This window comes from Enterobacter sp. BNK-22 (assembly GCF_048684805.1).
GTDB classification, from domain to species: domain Bacteria; phylum Pseudomonadota; class Gammaproteobacteria; order Enterobacterales; family Enterobacteriaceae; genus Enterobacter; species Enterobacter quasiroggenkampii.
The window spans coordinates 2,809,710-2,828,496 of the sequence record NZ_JBLQTT010000001.1 but is presented as its reverse complement, the minus strand read 5'-3'; the positions used below and the strand labels follow the sequence as shown (position 1 = coordinate 2,828,496).

Here is an 18,787-nt window from a genome sequence, read left to right as displayed (position 1 = left end):
CCTTCTGGTTTTTCATCCGCATTCAGTGAGTTAGCCTAAAATCATTAGGTCGATAACGAAATTCAACTGAGAGCAGGGGAAAACACCATGCAAAATAAATTACTGATCGCCACCCTTCTTGCCGCCACTGCAACGTTTACCGTCGCGGGCTGTTCCTCTAACCAGGCAGTGAGAACCACCGATGGCAAAACCATTGTCACCGACGGAAAACCAGAGGTCGATGATGATACCGGTCTGGTGTCGTATAAAAATGCGGAAACGGGTCAGACCGAGCAGATCAACCGCGATCAGGTTAAATCAATGGGCGAGCTGGATAACTAATAAAAAAGCCGTGGCGTTTGCCACGGCTTTTAGTCTTTCAGGAACGATTACCAGCGGTGGTTCAGCAGGATATGACCGCCATAAGCAGCATAGCTGTTTTCACCCCACTCGCCGCTGGCGCGCAGGGAGAGCGTGGTGGTGTCGTTCAGGTTACCGGTGACGCCCAGTTCCAGCTGCCCACGATCTTCCGGCGTATCGTTGCTGACAGTCTCGCCGTTAAACGCCAGATCGTTTTGACCCGCACCTTTCAGCCAGTTCACGGCAACGTACGGCTGCCAGGCTTTCACATCTTTCTGTTGGAAGTAGCTTGATTTGACGCCCAGACGACCAAACAGACCGTCATTGTCCAGCGTTGTCACCCGCACGCCGTCGCGATCGGTATGATTTTCCTGATCCAGATAGCTGTAGACGATCTGAGCCTGCGGTTCGATTTTCCAGGTGCGCTCATTCTCTGAATCAACCACCCACGCATGGCCCACTTCGACGGAAGCGGCAAAACCGGTGCTGTCGTAGTCTTCATCGTTGCGATTGCTGGTCACTTTATTGTTGTACCAGCTGTAGGCGGCCCAGGTATCAACGTAGCTGCCCAGGCGCAGCTTCTGATCTTCCTGCCAGGTTGCATACAGGCCGACGTTAAAGCCGTCCACTTTGCCCTGCGCATCACGCACGTTGTGTTTTGCATCAGAGTGGGTTTTCGCCTGACCGGCCCCAAACATGCCGCCCGCACGCAGAATACCGTTGTCCATAGGCTTGCTCATAAAGTCGCTGCCTACCTGAAGCACGGTGGTGGTGGTGTCATAGCTGACTTTGTCGCCGCCTGCATTGTTTTCATGGTAGCGACCTTTGACGTACATCCAGGTGTTGAGGTCTTCTTCATTACGGTAGGTGATCTGGTCGCGATCGTCACGCTTGTGCAGGAACATGCTCTGCGCGGCAAGGTAGTTGCCTAAGTAAGCGCCAACCTCCGGAGCCATGACCTCAGGACCGCTGTTGCTGCCGTTGTCAGTGTTGCCGCCGTTGTCAGTGTTACCGCCGTTGTCAGTGTTACCGCCGTTGTCGGTGTTGCCGCCGTTGTCGGTGTTACCGCCGTTGTCGGTGTTACCGCCGTTGTCGGTGTTACCGCCGTTGTCGGTGTTATCACCGTTGTCGGTGTTATCGCCATCATCGGTATTATCAGACGGTTCATCGGAAGGCGTGGCCTTTGACTCCAGGTACCAGTTGCCGTTGCTGTGCTGATAGAGATTATATTCCCACGCACCGGCAACCACCGGTTTGGCAAGGGTCAACTGGGCTTCGGAGCTGCCGCCAACGCTGACAATTTCCATGCCGTTAACGGTTTGCGCGCCCAGGCCGCCAATGTTGTTAACGCTGACGTCGGACTGGCCAAAGCTGCTGCCGGTAATGGTGAGATGATCGGTTGGCGAGTTGTCTTCACCCAGGGTACTGTTCATCACGATCTGACTGCCCGCAGAGCCGGTATAGTCGCCGTTAATGGTGAAATTATTGCCAACGCTGTTATTGGCGGCGCTGAGTAACAGTGTGCCACCGTTGGTGACGTTGCCGTTGACCGTATCGATACCTGAAACGCTCAGCGTATCGTTACCCTGAATCGCATTCCATGCTGCCAGCGTACCACCCGTGAGGATGTTGATATTGTCGTTTACTTCGCCAGCAGTGGCAAACTGAGCGCCATTTTCGACAGTAATCGTCGCGTTGCTATTCTTTGTACCAAGCGTTGAACCAACAGCGACAAGCGTGGTGCCGCTATGCAGAACGGTATCACCCGTGTAGGTGTTTTTGCCGGTTAGCGTCAGGGTGTTGGAATCCACTTTTTCAACATTGCCGCTACCGGTAATGCCGGTTGCGAACGCCGTATTACTGCCCTGATTAAAAATAAGGGTGCCGTTGTTGGTCAATCCACCGCTCAGCGTCGCCGTTTTCGTGCCATCACCCAGCTGGAGAGAAGCATCTTCGGCAACGAGAGTCGTGCCTGCATTAGACACATTCCCCGACAGGATTAAATCACCGCTGTTAACCAGCAGCGAATTGCCAGAACCGATAATGTCGATATTCCCTGAGAGCGCCCAGCTTTCGCCGTCCATTTCTAAAGAAGCAAAGCCATCGCCTTCCGATAAGCCAACAAAATTGCTGTCTTCTGTGCCGGTTCCTGCCAGGGTTACCGTATTTCCTTTAGAGACGCTAGAAATGACGTCGCCTTTCAGTGACGAGCCTGTATCAAGTACAAATGTATTATTTTTGCTGCTGGCAAACGTAATCGCCGTACCGCCACCGCCAATCGAGCCCTTGTTAGTGATATCAACTTTCGCCGTATCCGTTACGTTGATGCCGTTCTGAAGGCCCTGAACGGTACCCGTGTTGATGATTTTCGAATTGCCATCGCTCAGGATAATACCGTTGTCACTCGTGCCGGTGATTGTACCGCTGTTATCTATACCGGCCCCTGTTTGAGCGCTGATACCGTTCTTACCTTTTATCACTCCCGATGACGTATTGGAAATATTTATTGCAGAGGAAGATTCACTGACAAAGATCCCATTTTCAGAGCCGGAAATATTTCCCTCATTATTTAAGTCACCCAGCATTGACTGGATGTTAATAGCGTTGCCTGTTTTAGATGTAATATTTGCGTTGACATCATTATTAATAATGACGCGCTGCGCGCCAGTATTAATCTCTAGCCCGTTTGCCGTTCCAGAAATATTTCCCTGATTGGTGGCCGTTTTTACGTTAAACCCTGTTACGGAGACGGCCGCCTCATTCCCGGAAGAGGTGATCGTAACGTCTTTACTTATGACGTATTCAGTGTCGGCGGAGAAATCTTGCGGCACGGAGGTGGACTGGTCAATCGTACCGGAAAAGGCTACGGCGGGCGTGAATATCAACAAGGCAGGAAACAGATTGCCCAGCGTTCTGGTTGTTTTATTGAGTCTGAAATAATTGTTGCTCATGTACACATCCATTTGAATAAGAAGGGCGCGATATAACGCATTAAAATAACGTTTATATGCGAAGTAAAAGAATGAGCTCGCGACAAAGAGCATAAAATTATTATTTTTTCAATGTGTTATGTATAGATCGATTTATTAAAAAATTATTTTAGATTTTCTTAAAATATCTCATCTTTATATGGATTAACGGGAGGAATTCATGTCATGGATCTTTTGCGAAGATAAAAACGTCCTGCGAATGATGATTACCAATAGCTGCGCTTTCCTTTTCATGGCCTCTACGCCCCTTTCACCGGGCGGGTTAACTGTCTACACTCACTGCTACAAGAAGAGAAGAAGACAGGCCATTTGATGATACTCATTATTTACGCGCACCCTTATCCGCAGCACTCGCATGCGAATAAGCGGATGCTTGAGCAGGTAAGGACGCTTGATAACGTAGAGATACGTTCTCTCTATCAACTTTATCCCGATTTCAACATCGATATCGCCGCTGAACAGGAGGCGCTTTCCCGTGCCGATCTGATCGTCTGGCAGCATCCCATGCAGTGGTACAGCACGCCCCCGCTGCTGAAGCTGTGGATTGATAAGGTCTTCTCCCACGGCTGGGCGTATGGCCACAATGGTCATGCGCTAAAAGGGAAAAGCCTGATGTGGGCGGTCACCACGGGCGGAGGAGAAAGCCACTTTGATATTGGTTCCTTCCCGGGTTTTGAGGTCCTGGCACAGCCGCTGCAGGCGACCGCGCTCTACTGCGGCCTGAACTGGCTCCCGCCTTTTGCGATGCACTGCACCTTTGTCTGCGATGACGAAACGCTGCAGGCGCAGGCTCGCCATTATAAACAACGCTTACTTGAGTGGCAGGAGGCGCACCATGGATAGCCATACGCTGATACAGGCGCTGATATACCTTGGCGCAGCGGCGCTGATTGTGCCCGTGGCGGTACGCCTGGGGCTGGGCTCTGTTCTCGGCTACCTGATTGCGGGCTGCGTTATTGGGCCGTGGGGCTTTCGACTGGTGACGGATGCAGAGGCGATCCTTCATTTCGCTGAAATTGGCGTTGTGCTGATGCTCTTTGTGATTGGTCTGGAACTCGATCCGCAGCGCCTGTGGAAGCTTCGCGCCTCGGTATTTGGCGGCGGTGCGCTGCAGATGGTGGCCTGCGGCCTGCTGCTGGGTGGGTTCTGCATCCTGCTGGGCATGGACTGGAAAGTGGCAGAGCTTATCGGCATGACGCTGGCGCTTTCCTCGACCGCCATTGCCATGCAGGCCATGAACGAGCGCAATCTGACGGTCTCCCAGATGGGACGCAGCGCGTTCTCAGTGCTGCTGTTCCAGGACATTGCCGCTATCCCGCTGGTGGCGATGATTCCGCTGCTGGCGGCCAGCGGTTCCTCCACGACGCTGGGGGCGTTCGCGCTGTCGGCATTAAAAGTCGTGGGGGCGCTGGCGCTGGTGGTGCTGCTTGGTCGCTACGTCACCCGCCCGCTGCTGCGGTTCGTTGCCCGCTCGGGCCTTCGCGAAGTGTTCAGTGCCGTTGCGCTCTTCCTGGTGTTTGGTTTCGGTCTGCTGCTGGAGGAAGCCGGTCTTTCGATGGCGATGGGGGCCTTCCTGGCGGGCGTTCTGCTGGCGAGTTCCGAATACCGTCACGCGCTGGAAAGCGATATCGAGCCGTTCAAAGGCTTGCTGCTGGGGCTGTTTTTCATCGGCGTAGGAATGTCCGTCGACTTCGGCACGCTGGTGACGCACCCGCTGCGGATCGTCGTCCTGCTGGTCGGCTTCCTGATCATTAAAATGGCGATGCTGTGGCTGATTGCGCGTCCGCTGAAGGTGCCGAATAAGCAGCGCAGCTGGTTTGCGGTTCTGCTGGGGCAGGGGAGCGAATTTGCGTTCGTGGTCTTTGGCGCGGCGCAGATGGCAAACGTCCTCGATCCCGAGTGGGCAAAAGCGCTGACGCTGGCAGTCGCACTGTCGATGGCCGCGACGCCCGTTCTGCTGGTGGTGCTGACGCGTCTGGAAAAATCGGGTAGCGATCAGGAGCGCGAAGCCGATGAGATTGACGAGGAGCAGCCTCGCGTCATCATTGCCGGATTTGGCCGCTACGGGCAGATCGTTGGTCGTCTGTTGCTGTCCAGCGGGGTGAAAATGGTTATCCTCGATCACGACCCCGACCATGTCGATACCCTGCGTAAATTTGATATGAAGGTGTTTTACGGCGATGCAACGCGCGTCGATCTATTGGAATCCGCCGGGGCGGCGAAAGCGGAGGTATTGATTAACGCGATTGACGATCCGGAGACCAGCCTGCAGATGGTGGAAATGGCGAAAGAGCATTTTCCGGATCTAACCATCATTTCCCGCGCGCGCGATGTTGATCATTATATCCGCCTCAGGCAGGCGGGCGTCGCAGCCCCCGAGCGTGAAACCTTTGAAGGCGCGCTGAAGTCTGGCCGCATGGCGCTGGAAAACCTGGGGCTCGGCGCGTATGAAGCCCGCGAACGGGCGGATCTGTTCCGTCGCTTTAATACCGAAATGGTGGAAGAGATGGCGGCGATGGCGGGCAGTACGGCCACGGAGCGTGCGGCAGTGTTTAAACGCACCAGCGCCATGCTGACGGAAATCATCAATGAGGATCGCAATCACCTGTCGCTGATCCAGCGTCACGGCTGGCAGGGCACAGAAGAGGGCAAGCATACCGGGGATCCGTCTGACGAACCGGAGAGTAAACCTTCCGCGTGAAGTGGAGTTGCCAGCAATATTAAAAAATTTCTGTATCTTTACTCTGCCGCCAGTCGACGAAAGATTAAGCTTTCCGTATAGTGGCGGCAATTTTTTGCATCCGGGAAATTTTCAATGATCAGTCTGATTGCAGCGCTGGCGGTGGACCGCGTTATCGGTATGGAAAATGCCATGCCGTGGAACCTGCCTGCCGATCTCGCATGGTTTAAACGTACTACGTTAAACAAGCCGGTAGTGATGGGCCGCCTGACCTGGGAGTCGATTGGTCGTCCATTGCCGGGCCGTAAAAATATCGTTATCAGTAGCCAGCCGGGTACTGACGATCGCGTCGAATGGGTAAAATCCGTCGACGAGGCGATTGCTGCATGCGGCAATGCCGAAGAGATCATGGTGATTGGCGGCGGGCGCGTGTACGAGCAGTTCCTGCCTAAAGCGCAGAAGCTGTATCTGACCCATATTGATGCGGAAGTGGAAGGGGATACCCATTTCCCGGACTACGATCCGGACGAGTGGGAATCGGTATTCAGCGAATTCCACGATGCGGATGCACAGAACTCTCACAGCTACTGCTTCGAGATCCTGGAACGTCGTTAAGTGATTTGCCCTCTCCCGCCCGGGAGGGGGCATGATTCAGGAGGCGACGGCCTCACTTTCCCCTAAGTCCAGCTGTCGGTTGGACGGCTGAACAAAGTAAGCTTTATCTTCCCAGCGTAAGCAGGTTAGCTCTCCGCCCCAGCAGCATCCGGTATCCAGACCGTAAATCCCGTCCGGCGTCCCTTTTCCTTCCAGTGCAGCCCAGTGACCAAATACCACGCTGTACTCGCTTGTCACCGGTCCCGGAATGGCAAACCACGGTTTGAGCGGGGCCGGTGCGCTTTCCGGCGTCTCTTTGGAATACATGTCCAGCTGTCCGTTCGGGAAGCAGAAACGCATGCGGGTGAAGGCGTTCGTGATAAAGCGCAGACGGGCCAGACCGCTGAGATCCTCGCTCCAGTGGTTCGGCATGTCGCCGTACATGGCATCGAGGAAGAAAGGATACGAATCGCTTGCCAGCACTGCCTCAACGTCACGCGCACAGGTTTTCGCTGTTTCAAGATCCCATTGTGGCGTGATCCCGGCATGCGCCATGACCAGCTTTTTCTCTTCGTCGACCTGAAGCAGGGGCTGACGGCGCAGCCAGTTAATCAGATCGTCCGCGTCCGGCGCATCCAGCAGCGGGGTGAGGCGATCTTTTGGTTTATTGCGGCTGATCCCGGCGAACACTGCCAGCAGATGCAGATCGTGATTGCCCAGCACCATGCGCACGCTGTCGCCCAGTGATTTGACAAAACGCAATACCTCAAGAGAGCCGGGGCCACGTGCGACTAAATCGCCCGTCAGCCAGAGCGTGTCCTGTTCTGGCGTAAAGTCGACCTGTTTTAATAATGCGATCAGTTCATCGTAGCAACCGTGAACGTCGCCAATCAGATATGTAGACATTAGATTAATGAATAAGTGTGGTTACGGCGAGACGGAACACGGGAATGGCAACGCGGAAGCCATTGCCATCGACATCGACCATTTCATAATGGCCTTGCATGGTACCCATCGGCGTTTCAATCACCGCGCCGCTGGTGTACTGGTACTCTTCGCCAGGGGCGATGTGGGGCTGTTCACCGACCACTCCTTCCCCCTGAACTTCGATTTCGCGGCCATTGCCGTTGGTGATAAGCCAGTAGCGTCCGCGCAGTTGCACGGGCGTCCGCCCCAGGTTGCGAATGGTCACGGTGTAAGCAAAGACAAAACGTTCTTCGTCCGGCGAGGACTGTGATTCAACATAGACGCTTTGTACATGGACACATACGCGGGGCGAATCAATCATGGCTTAACTCTCCTTCGGCGGCGCATTTTCGCTGATGTAATTAGCCAGCTTGCAGTACTGCTCTACGGAAATGTTCTCCGCACGCATTGCCGGGTCGATCCCCAGTTCAGCTAATACCTCAACGGTGAACGAATTGCTGAGGCTGTTACGGATCGTTTTACGACGCTGGTTAAAGGCTTCAGTGGTAATGCGGCTCAGTACACGCAGATCTTTAACCGGGTACGGTTTCGTTTTGTGCGGCACAAGGCGCACAACCGCTGAATCCACTTTCGGTGGCGGTGTGAACGCTGACGGCGGTACTTCGAGTACCGGGATCACGTTGCAGTAATATTGTGCCATCACGCTTAAACGACCATACGCTTTACTGTTCGGGCCTGCAACCAGACGGTTAACCACCTCTTTTTGCAACATGAAGTGCATATCGGCAATGGCATCAGTATAGCTAAAGAGGTGGAACATGAGCGGCGTGGAGATGTTATACGGCAGGTTGCCGAATACGCGCAGCGGCTGGCCCATTTTTTCCGAAAGTTCGCCGAAGTTCATGGTCATGGCGTCCTGCTGATAGATAGTCAGCTTCGGCCCGAGGAACGGGTGCGTTTGCAGGCGTGCGGCCAGATCGCGGTCCAGTTCGATGACGGTCAGTTCGTCGAGGCGTTCGCCTACCGGCTCGGTCAGTGCGGCAAGGCCCGGGCCGATTTCGACCATCGCCTGGCCTTTTTGTGGATTAATAGCCGAGACAATGCTTTCGATCACGAACTGATCGTTAAGGAAGTTTTGCCCGAAACGTTTACGGGCTAAGTGGCCCTGATGGACTCGATTAGTCATTGAGTATTAACAATCATTTTGATGGCGAGATTAAGCGCCGTAATAAAACTGCCGACATCCGCTTTCCCCTGGCCTGCCAGATCCAGCGCAGTACCGTGGTCAACGGACGTTCGAATAAAGGGTAAACCGAGGGTGATATTCACCCCGCGGCCAAAGCCCTGGTATTTTAGCACGGGCAGGCCCTGATCGTGGTACATCGCGAGCACGGCGTCGGCATTATCCAGGTATTTCGGCTGGAAAAGGGTATCAGCAGGCAGCGGACCGCTGAGGTTCATTCCCTTCGCCCGCATTTCGTTGAGTACCGGAATGATGGTGTCGATCTCTTCGGTGCCCATGTGTCCGCCTTCGCCCGCGTGCGGATTCAGGCCACAAACCAGCACATGCGGCTGCGGGATCCCAAATTTTGTCTGCAGATCGTGATGCAAAATCCCGATGATCTCGCGCAGGAGATCGGGGGTGATCGCATCCGGAATCGCTTTGATCGGCAGATGGGTGGTCACCAGGGCAACGCGCATCGCTTCGGTCGCCAGCATCATCGCCACTTTCGGACTGTGCGATCGCTCTTCGAAGAACTCCGTATGCCCGGTAAACGGTATGCCCGCTTCGTTGATCACGCCTTTGTGGACGGGGCCGGTAATCAGGGCGGCAAATTCGCCCTTCAGGCAACCGTCGCAGGCGCGCGCAAGGGTTTCAACCACATAGTGGCCGTTTTCCGTGCTGAGCTGGCCAGGAATGACCGGCGTACGAAGGGGAACCGAAAGAAGGGTGAGGGTACCGGCTTGCTGCGGTGCAGGCTGTTGGCCTTCAACGTAAGGGATGAGCGTTAAAGGCAGACCGAGCAGCGTTGCCCGGTCCTGTAACAGTGTTGCATCCGCGCAGACAACCAGTTCTACTGGCCAGCTGCGCTGGGCGAGCTGGACAACAAGGTCAGGCCCAATCCCGGCGGGTTCGCCGGGCGTGATAACAACACGATGCTGTTTCATTAGTTGCTCAGCACTTTCACGTAAGCACTGGCGCGTTGTTCCTGCATCCAGGTGGCTGCTTCTTCGGAGAACTTACGGTTAAACAGCATACGGTAGGCTCTGTCTTTCTGCGCCGCATCCGTTTTATCAACATTACGGGTGTCCATCAGCTCGATCAGATGCCAGCCAAACGAAGAGTGGACCGGCGCGCTAATCTGGCCTTTGTTCAGCTTCATCAGCGCGTCACGGAAGGCAGGATCGTAGATATCCGCTGCCGCCCAGCCCAGATCGCCGCCCTGGTTAGCAGAGCCAGGATCCTGCGAGAACTCTTTTGCTGCTTTCGCAAACGAGGTTTTACCGCTCTTAATGTCTGCTGCAATCTGTTCCAGCTTCGCACGCGCCTGATCGTCAGTCATGATTGGTGACGGTTTCAGAAGAATATGGCGAGCGTGAACTTCGGTAACGGAGATATTTTGGCTCTGGCCGCGCAGATCGTTCACTTTCAGAATGTGGAAGCCCACGCCTGAACGGATTGGACCGACGATATCCCCTTTCTTCGCCGTGCTCAGGGCCTGGGCAAAGATGGATGGCAGCTCCTGAATACGTCCCCAGCCCATCTGGCCGCCTTTCAGCGCCTGTTGGTCTGCGGAGTAGGTGATGGCCAGCTTGCCAAAGTCACCGCCGTTACGCGCCTGTTCGACAATTGAACGCGCCTGACTTTCTGCTTCCGCAGCCTGATCGGACGTTGGATTCTCTGGCAGTGGGATCAGAATGTGGCTCAGATTCAGCTCCGTGCTCGCATCGTTCTGGTTACCCACCTGTTTTGCCAGCGCGTCCACTTCCTGAGGCAGGATAGTGACGCGGCGACGCACTTCGTTGTTACGCACTTCCGAAATCAGCATCTCTTTACGGATCTGATTACGGTAGGTGGCGTAGCTGATGCCGTCATAGGCCAGACGGCTGCGCATCTGGTCTAAAGACATGTTGTTTTGTTTCGCGATGTTAGCGATCGCCTGATCGAGCTGCTCGTCAGTGACCTTCACACCCATTTTCTGCCCCATCTGCAGAACGATCTGATCCATGATCAGACGCTCCAGGATCTGATGGCGCAGTGTGGCGTCATCCGGAAGCTGCTGACCCGCTTCGCCCGAATTGAGCTTCACCGATTTCATCAGACCGTCAACGTCACTTTCAAGCACGACGCCGTTGTTAACCACCGCGGCGACTTTATCAACAACCTGGGGGGCCGCGAAGCTGGTATTCGCAACCATAGCGACACCGAGCAGCAGCGTTTTCCAGTTCTTCATACTTTTTCCATTTCAATTAACCGCAAAGCGGATTACGTTGCAAATCAAGCACATTACAAGGAACTGCGGTAAGGCAGAATATTCGAGCGCAGCATTTTCTGCGTACCCAGACCGTAGTTGGAACTCAGGCCGCGTAACTCGAAGTTAAAGCCAATCACGTTATCGTATTTGCTTTGATTGTTTTCCCAGCCGTTAAGCTTACGTTCGTAACCGACACGCAGCGCGTAGCAGCAGGAGTTATATTGCAGCCCCACCATCTGGTCAGCAGCTTTATTCGCGTTAGTGTCAAAGTAGTAAGCGCCTACGATTGACCAACGGTCGGCGATGGGCCAACTCGCTGCCGCACCGACCTGAGAAATACCATCCGAATATTGTGGCGATTTCCAGTAGTTGATGCTGTTCTGATCATTGCTTTTCGGTAGCGTTGCCTGAATATATTCTGGGCTAGCGTAACGATAGCTTACCTGAATCATACGATCTTCATCGCGACGATACTCTATGGCTGCACTACTGTTAGCAACGTTGTCGAGACGCGTGTCATACTGCACACCGCCACGCAGGCCCCAACGGTCAGTCATACGCCAGTAGGTATCTCCCGCCCACACTATCGATCCCGTTTTGTTGTCTTTCTCCCACTGAATATTGTCATCGCCCGTGCGAGACTCTGTGAAGTAGTAGATTTGACCCACAGAAACGTTAAAACGTTCAACGGCGGCATCATCATAAACACGTGTTGTGACGCCGGTCGTTAACTGGTTCGCTGAGGCGATGCGGTCCAGACCGCCGTAAGTACGGTCGCGGAACAGGCCACTGTAGTCAGACTGCAGTAAAGAGGAGTCGTAGTTTTGAATGTTGCTCTGATCGCGGTATGGCACGTACAAATACTGCATACGCGGTTCAAGCGTCTGGGTATACCCATCCGCCAGCAGGGCCATATCACGCTCGAAGATCAGCTTGCCGTCCATTTTAAACTGAGGGAGCGTTCGGTTAACCGACTCTTCCAGATGCGCACTGTTCGTTGCGTTGTAATTATCGAGATTTTTTTGCTGATAGTGCGTCGCCATTAGCTTGGCTTCGGTATTCAGGCTTGCCCAGTCGTTAGACCACGGCAGATTGATCGTCGGCTCAAGGTGAACACGCGTGGCTTCAGGCATGTCCGAATCCGTGTTCACGAAATGCACCGCCTGAGCGTAAACATGGGTGTCGAAGGGTCCCACGTCATTCTGATACCAGTTGACGTCCAGCTGTGGCTCAGCGCCATAGGTAGGCGTGGACTGGTCAGAAAACACCTGGAATTTCTTGGACGAGACCGTTGCGTCAAAGTTCTGCACCGCATAGCCTACGCTGAATTTCTGCGTGGCATAGCCATCGGTACTCGAGCCGTATTTGGACGAGAAGTCATTAAAATAAGCCGAATCGCTGACTTTGGTGTAGTCAACATTAAAGCGCCACACCTGATCCATCACCCCGGAATGCTGCCAGTAGTACAGCCAACGGTGACGGTTATCACCCGAGACGTTTCTGGCGTCGTCCTTGTAAACGTTATCCGACGGCAGATAATCCAGCTCCATCAGACCCGCGCCGGCGTGGGTCAGATAGCGGAATTCGTTCTCCCACATGACGTTGCCGCGCTTATGGATATAATGCGGCGTGATCGTCGCATCCATGTTGGGCGCGATGTTCCAGTAATACGGCAGGTAGAACTCAAAGTAGTTCGTGGTGCTGTATTTGGCATTCGGGATCAGGAAACCGGAGCGACGTTTGTCACCCACGGGAAGCTGCAGATAAGGGCTGTAGAATATGGGGACCGGACCCACCTTGAAGCGGGCGTTCCAGATCTCAGCGACCTGCTCTTCGCGGTCATGGATCACTTCGCTCCCGACCACGCTCCAGGTATTTGAACCCGGCAGACACGACGTGAACGTGCCATTTTCCAGGATGGTGTAGCGGTTTTCACCGCGCTGTTTCATCAGGTCTGCGTCACCGCGCCCCTGGCGACCCACCATCTGGTAATCACCTTTCCAGACGTTAGTGTCTTTGGTATTCAGGTTTGACCATGCTTTCGGACCTTTCAGGATGACCTGATTGTCGTCATAGTGCACATTACCCAGCGCATCCACCGTGCGTACCGGTTCGGCCGCGCCTTCTGGCTGCTTCTGGTGCAACTGCACTTCATCTGCCTGCAGGCGGCTATTGCCCTGATTAATATCGACATTGCCTGTAAACGTGGCATTGTCAGGGTAAGTCCCTTTTGAACTGTCGGCAGTAATGGTTACCGGCAAGCTATTGGTATCGCCACTCACCAGTGGGCGATTATAACTTGGGACGCCAAGCATACACTGCGAGGCGAGATCGGCCGCCAGCCCCTGTTGACTGTACAGGGCGGTGCCAATCATTGTGGCCAGGAGGGTGGGGATACGTTTTTTCATACGTTGTATTTTATTGTTCCGTCATCAGTGGCTACGGCTTACAAACGCTCAGAGACTATCTTACTCATCTGCGCAGTACCAGCGTTAATCCTGCCCGTTTGCGTGCCAGAGTGTTAGGCTCGCTATCGAATGACGAGTATGATAAAGCAAATTATAGGCGATGTCCTTCAATTGACCGTGACTTGAACACAGTGATGATGACGTTGCGTCGGCCAGGAATATGACTATCCGGGGAGTATATGCAGTATTGGGGTAAAATAATCGGCGTTGCGTTCGCCATCATCATGGGGGCCGGGTTCTGGGGAATAGTGCTGGGGCTTATTATTGGCCATATGTTTGATAAGGCGCGCAGCCGCAAAATGGCCTGGTTTGCCAATCAGCGCGAGCGTCAGTCACTCTTTTTCTCCACCACTTTTGAGGTGATGGGGCATTTAACCAAATCCAAAGGCCGCGTTACGGAAGCCGATATTCAGATTGCCAGCGTCTTTATGGACCGCATGAATCTGCACGGTGACTCCCGCCTGGAAGCGCAAAATGCGTTTCGCATCGGGAAATCCGATAACTATCCGCTTCGCGAAAAAATGCGTCAGTTCCGCAGCATCTGCTTCGGCCGTTTTGATTTAATTCGGATGTTTCTGGAAATTCAGATCCAGGCGGCCTTCGCCGACGGCTCGCTTCACCCTAACGAGCGCGATGTTTTATACGTGATTGCGGAAGAGCTGGGTATCTCCCGTATGCAGTTCGATCAGTTCCTGCGCATGATGCAGGGCGGGGCGCAGTTTGGCGGCGGCTATCATCAGCAGTCGTCTGGCGGTGCCTGGCAGCAGGCGCAGCGTGGTCCGACGCTGGAAGATGCCTGTAACGTACTTGGCGTAAAGCCTTCTGACGATCAGACCACGATCAAACGTGCCTATCGTAAGCTGATGAGCGAGCACCATCCGGACAAGCTGGTCGCGAAAGGCTTACCGCCGGAAATGATGGAGATGGCGAAGCAAAAGGCGCAGGAAATTCAGAAAGCGTACGAACTGATTAAAGAGAAGAAAGGCTTTAAATAAGCCCCTCTGTGGAATGAAGAAGGGCCTGGCAGGATGAACTGCCAGGCCCTTTCTACGTGATTACCAGCTGTAGCGTACGTTCAGACTGCCGTTTACATCGCTGTAATCATTATCACCTTTCTGTCCGGACACCTGGGCGATAACGCTCCATTGCTTGTTCACATTCGCCTGAACACCCGCTTTCAGCTCCGCACGATTGGCAGGAATATCCTGTTTGATCTGTGTGTCACCAAAGTTAACTGCCGTTTCTTCAGAGGTATGCAGCCAGTTGACCTCCGCAAACGGCTGGATAACCGCGTCGTTCGCCTTATTCATCTTGCTGTCAACTCGCAGACCTAAACGGGTGGTCCAGCTGTCACCGTTTTGCCCATCAATCGTTGTGCCGCTGCTGTCTTTGATGTCATCGGCACGGTAATCCTGCCAGACGATCTGTGCCTGCGGCGTGAGGCTCAGCGTGTTGTCGCCGAGTGCGACATCGTAGCGATAGCCCGTTTCCAGCGAAACAGCGCTGGCGTTTGAATCGTAATCCGTTGAGCCAACGTCCCCGTTATCTACGCTGTTGTGGTACATCCCGTACTGATACCAGCTGTCGACATAAAAACCCTGATGCTGTCGGGCATCGGCAAACCAGGTGGCATAGACGCCGAGGTTATAGCCATCGACTTTACCGTCAGCGCTGAAGCGGCTGCCGTCAGCACCTCTATTGCCTTTGCTGTCGCTGCTGGCGTTCATATAGCTACCCATAACCCCGACCACCAGGCTTTGTTCGCCGTTGTTCCAGGCTGCAACATCGCCCCCCATCTGGAACTGGGAGTAGTTGCTGTCGATATCAATATTGCTCTCTGCCGCAGTGGACTGGTTCTTACCTGCTTTGAAACGCGCCCATGTCGTGCCGTTTTGCGATTTGAACTGGCTGCCTTCTCGGTCTGAGAGGGTCTGCATCTGCAGATCGCGAGCCAGCCACTGATTGCTAAGGTATGAACCGATATCAGCACGATACTGAGGCGTTACGTCGCCACCCTCACCCGTGGCCTGGGAACGGAGATACCAGTTCCCTGAGTCCTGATACAGACGGTATTCGTAGGCGTTGATTTGGACCTGGTTACCCTGAACAAAGGTACCGTTTGATTCACCGCCGACCTTAATCACTTCAATTCCGTTTTGGGTCAGGGCCCCCTGACCGCCTGCGTTGTTAATGTACAGGGTAGTGTTACCGGACGTATTCCCCGTAATGTTAAGCATATCGGTTGGCGACGTGTCGTCGCCTAACTGCGTATTCAGCGTCAGAGACCCCTGGTTACCGGTATAATCGCCGTTTACGATCAGTGTGTTACCGGTCGTTGTGCCGTCGGTGCCTTCGATATTGCCGCTGATAATGCTGCCTGCGTTGCTCAGATCACCATTGATCGTAAGCGTGTCGTTGAACTGAACGGTGCCTTTGCTGTTAACATTGCCGTTCACCACACCGTTGTCGCCACCAAACGTCGCGCCTGCCGCGACATTCACGGCCTGCTCGCTGTTTTGTACGCCGATAACGCCGGCCTCGCCCAGCCAGAGCGTGCCCTGGTTAACATCTGTTGTGCCGCTGTAACTGTTTGCGGCATTCAGAATCAGCGTACCTTGCCCCTCTTTGGTGAGTGATTTACCGTCCCATCCCGTCGTGGCGTTAGCATTTTGATCGACAAGCGCCGTGCTCAGCGTAAAGCTGCCGTCAGCATTGTTCAGGGTGAATGTGCCGTGAGCCGCCGTTGGCGTTGGGTTCTGGCTGGCATACCAGGCTAATGACGGCGTCAGGACGTAATTCGTCACGTCGGCGGGGTCAACGGTGCCGCTAAAGGTGATGAAGTCAACGGATCCTGATGCCATACCCGCGACGGTGAGGTGGGTAAAATTGCCATTGATTGCATTTTCAGCGTCAATCACCGTGAAGGTGCTATCCGCTGAAAGCGTGCTGGCACTACCGTAACCTGTAATATTCAGCGTGCCATTCAGCGTTGCATTCTGAGCGATAACAGGGGCACTTGTCGCGTTTGCATCGAGGTAGACATCAGTTTGGCTGTTATCCTGAAGGATGAGATTACCGACATTGAGCGTACCGGCACTGCCGTTTTCATCGCCGAGCGTGATGCGCCCGTTACTGGAAAGATTACCGACGCTGGAATCGCCGGTAAGCAGCCACTGGCTGTTTTCATCCAGATTCATGCTGACATTATCACCGCTAGCCTTAACGGCGCCGGACAGCTTGCTGTTTTGAGCGCTCAGGGTGACTGCATCGGCGGTATTGGCCACGGTGAGCAGATTGTCTGCATTCATCGTTTGCACATTCTTCACGCTAATATCGGCAGATCCTGAATCCACGGCAAAAGCACTTCCTCCGGATGCGGTTGCCGTAATGCTTCCGCCGTCAATTGTGGCGGCATTTTTTCCACCGCTGAACGAGAAGACGGCATTGCTACCGGAAATATTACTGTTAGCGATGGCGGCATTGCTGGCGTTTTGCAAGATGATGGCTACAGACTGTTCACTGGTAATCGAGGTGCCGGTTGCATCAAATTCCCCGCCGTTATTGATAACCACCGCCCGTGAATTTTCCCCTGTCGTAATGACAGAACCGTTATTCAGCACGACAGCGCTGGTTGCTTTACTGGAGGATATCGCGTCAGAATTCTGTCCATGCGTGGCAATTTGCGTATCCGAGAGCGCTGCTCGGCCGAAATTGGATAAACCGATAGACTTTTCACCGTAAGTATCAATTTTTGATGAGTCTAAGGTGAACGTTTGGGTGTAATTCTGAATCCCGTAGCTCTCGCTACCGGTTGTACTAATGGTGACCCCGGTGCCGGTCATTTCGCCATTGTTAAATATGCCCGCATTACCAAAATCACCGGTGGTTTTTATAGTAACGTTAGCTAATGTGACCGTTCCTTGTTGATTAACGAGCCCCCTGGCCATGCCATATCCAGAAGTAGTAATGGTGGTGTTGGGATCGTCTAGCGTGACTTTCGCGCCATTGAAAACGTAAAGGCCCATCGCTGAGTCTCCGCTAGTCGATATTGTCAGCGCGCCACTATCGTTAACAACGACATCGGAACCCTGGGCTGTTACCGCTGCGGTAACATTCTCTGTGGTTGAGTATTCGCCGCTGATCTCGTTATCACCTGGGACAGCCTCAAACGTCCTGTCAGTCGCGAGTGCCGAACCCGCAATGCCGGATAAAATAAAGGTCGCGATAGCCCCTCCAGCGCGAACGCGTGAGCGGGTTTTGCTGTCTCCACGGGAAAACTCAGAGGCAACAATGTACATATTTCTGGCGCAATTCCAGATGATGTTGTAAGTCCTGTTCATATACGTCCTTGTAAATTAATGAGTCGATTGTTTCTGAATGTTTTTGACTAGCGAAACAACCTGCCCTGGGAGCCAGTGGGATTAGTATTTCCTTATTTTTTAGGTGGATTTTTAACAATGACCGACGTTAATTCAATTTACTATTTTTTAATATGTATTTTAGTTTTTTTAAATAAATGAGAGAGGCGTTATTATAAGCAATAACTTTTGTGAATATTATTTGTGATGGCTTTAATATTGATGCGGGAGATATGGATTTTGAATATTTGTTATCAGGCGCGTGCCCGATAACAAATATTTATTGAGAGTGGATTAGAAGTCCACCGGAGCTTTAAACGTCATCGCGTTACCGAAGGCCGGATGGGTGATGGTAAGCGTCTGCGCGTGCAGCTGCAGACGTGGCGCTAAGGCCAGCGCTTCAGGCGGCGCGTAAAACCGGTCGCCCAGAATTGGATGACCCAGGGCAAGCATATGCACGCGTAGCTGATGTGAGCGACCGGTAATCGGCTTAAGCAGGACGCGCGCGGTATTATCCGGCGCGTACTCCAGCACTTCATACTCGGTCTGCGCGGCCTTGCCGGTTTCGTAGCACACCTTCTGCTTTGGCCGGTTCGGCCAGTCGCAGATCAGCGGTAAATCTACCAGCCCTTCCGCCTGCGCGGGGTGACCCCAGACGCGGGCGACATACTGCTTTTTCGGCTCGCGCTCGCGGAACTGGCGCTTCAGCTCGCGTTCCGCCGCTTTGTTCAGCGCCACTACAATCACGCCGCTGGTGGCCATGTCCAGGCGATGGACAGACTCCGCCTGAGGATAATCGCGCTGAATGCGCGTCATCACGCTGTCTTTGTGCTCATCCAGACGCCCCGGCACGGACAACAGCCCGCTGGGCTTGTTGACCACCATAATGTGTTCATCCTGATACAGAATGACCAGCCAGGGATCCTGCGGCGGATTGTACGGCTCCATCACCATC

At 53.7% G+C, this 18,787-nt stretch carries 14 protein-coding genes; 5 read left to right on the top strand and 9 right to left on the bottom strand.

The genetic code is table 11. The annotated features are described in order from the left end of the window. Positions 1-87: 87 nt before the first annotated feature. Complete coding sequence (locus tag ACMGGE_RS13335; protein ID WP_420293853.1) at positions 88-321, top strand: YgdI/YgdR family lipoprotein; 234 nt, start codon at positions 88-90, stop codon at positions 319-321. 47 nt (positions 322-368) lie between these two features. On the opposite strand, the gene ACMGGE_RS13330 is transcribed toward ACMGGE_RS13335, so the two are convergent. Then, positions 369-3,290 (bottom strand): autotransporter outer membrane beta-barrel domain-containing protein, encoded by a 2,922-nt coding sequence (locus tag ACMGGE_RS13330; protein ID WP_420293852.1) that lies wholly within the window; start codon positions 3,288-3,290, stop codon positions 369-371. 351 nt (positions 3,291-3,641) lie between these two features. On the opposite strand from ACMGGE_RS13330, the gene kefF reads away from it, so the two are divergent. From kefF to folA, 3 genes are all read left to right on the top strand, one after another. Then, on the top strand, positions 3,642-4,172 hold the full coding sequence (kefF, locus tag ACMGGE_RS13325) for a glutathione-regulated potassium-efflux system oxidoreductase KefF (protein WP_045907770.1): 531 nt from the start codon (positions 3,642-3,644) through the stop codon (positions 4,170-4,172). After that, positions 4,165-6,030, top strand: a complete 1,866-nt coding sequence (kefC, locus tag ACMGGE_RS13320) for a glutathione-regulated potassium-efflux system protein KefC (protein WP_045907771.1) — start codon at positions 4,165-4,167, stop codon at positions 6,028-6,030. Before kefF ends, kefC begins: the two co-directional genes overlap by 8 nt. A 114-nt stretch (positions 6,031-6,144) precedes the next feature. After that, entirely contained in the window at positions 6,145-6,624 is a 480-nt protein-coding gene (gene folA / locus ACMGGE_RS13315) for a type 3 dihydrofolate reductase (protein ID WP_008502023.1), read from the top strand. 36 nt (positions 6,625-6,660) lie between these two features. Here the strand turns inward: folA and apaH are convergent, their stop codons facing one another. From apaH to lptD, 6 genes are read right to left on the bottom strand one after another with little or no spacing between them, the layout of a single operon-like run. Next, the gene (gene apaH / locus ACMGGE_RS13310) at positions 6,661-7,509 is read right to left on the bottom strand and encodes a bis(5'-nucleosyl)-tetraphosphatase (symmetrical) ApaH (RefSeq protein ID WP_045907773.1); all 849 of its coding nucleotides are present in this window, start codon (positions 7,507-7,509) and stop codon (positions 6,661-6,663) included. A 4-nt stretch (positions 7,510-7,513) separates the two neighbouring features. Beyond that, positions 7,514-7,891 (bottom strand): Co2+/Mg2+ efflux protein ApaG, encoded by a 378-nt coding sequence (apaG, locus tag ACMGGE_RS13305; RefSeq protein ID WP_032644031.1) that lies wholly within the window; start codon positions 7,889-7,891, stop codon positions 7,514-7,516. 3 nt (positions 7,892-7,894) lie between these two features. Further along, entirely contained in the window at positions 7,895-8,716 is an 822-nt protein-coding gene (rsmA, locus tag ACMGGE_RS13300) for a 16S rRNA (adenine(1518)-N(6)/adenine(1519)-N(6))-dimethyltransferase RsmA (protein WP_008502020.1), read from the bottom strand. After that, a complete protein-coding gene (gene pdxA / locus ACMGGE_RS13295) occupies positions 8,713-9,699 on the bottom strand; it encodes a 4-hydroxythreonine-4-phosphate dehydrogenase PdxA (protein ID WP_420293851.1) in 987 nt (328 codons plus the stop codon). The genes rsmA and pdxA overlap by 4 nt, the downstream gene beginning before the upstream one ends. After that, on the bottom strand, positions 9,699-10,985 hold the full coding sequence (surA, locus tag ACMGGE_RS13290) for a peptidylprolyl isomerase SurA (RefSeq protein WP_045907775.1): 1,287 nt from the start codon (positions 10,983-10,985) through the stop codon (positions 9,699-9,701). Before surA ends, pdxA begins: the two co-directional genes overlap by 1 nt. Before the next feature lie 53 nt (positions 10,986-11,038). Further along, on the bottom strand, positions 11,039-13,414 hold the full coding sequence (gene lptD / locus ACMGGE_RS13285; RefSeq protein ID WP_069720147.1) for an LPS assembly protein LptD: 2,376 nt from the start codon (positions 13,412-13,414) through the stop codon (positions 11,039-11,041). A 239-nt stretch (positions 13,415-13,653) separates the two neighbouring features. Here lptD and djlA point away from each other — a divergent pair, with 239 nt between their 5' ends. Further along, the gene (djlA, locus tag ACMGGE_RS13280) at positions 13,654-14,469 is read left to right on the top strand and encodes a co-chaperone DjlA (protein ID WP_008502016.1); all 816 of its coding nucleotides are present in this window, start codon (positions 13,654-13,656) and stop codon (positions 14,467-14,469) included. A 60-nt stretch (positions 14,470-14,529) separates the two neighbouring features. Here the strand turns inward: djlA and ACMGGE_RS13275 are convergent, their stop codons facing one another. Next, positions 14,530-17,814 carry an autotransporter outer membrane beta-barrel domain-containing protein gene (locus ACMGGE_RS13275; RefSeq protein ID WP_420293850.1) on the bottom strand — a complete coding sequence of 1,095 codons (3,285 nt, stop codon included), beginning with the start codon at positions 17,812-17,814 and terminating at the stop codon, positions 14,530-14,532. A gap of 312 nt (positions 17,815-18,126) precedes the next feature. After that, complete coding sequence (rluA, locus tag ACMGGE_RS13270; RefSeq protein ID WP_008502014.1) at positions 18,127-18,786, bottom strand: bifunctional tRNA pseudouridine(32) synthase/23S rRNA pseudouridine(746) synthase RluA; 660 nt, start codon at positions 18,784-18,786, stop codon at positions 18,127-18,129. Between the last annotated feature and the right edge of the window lies 1 nt (position 18,787).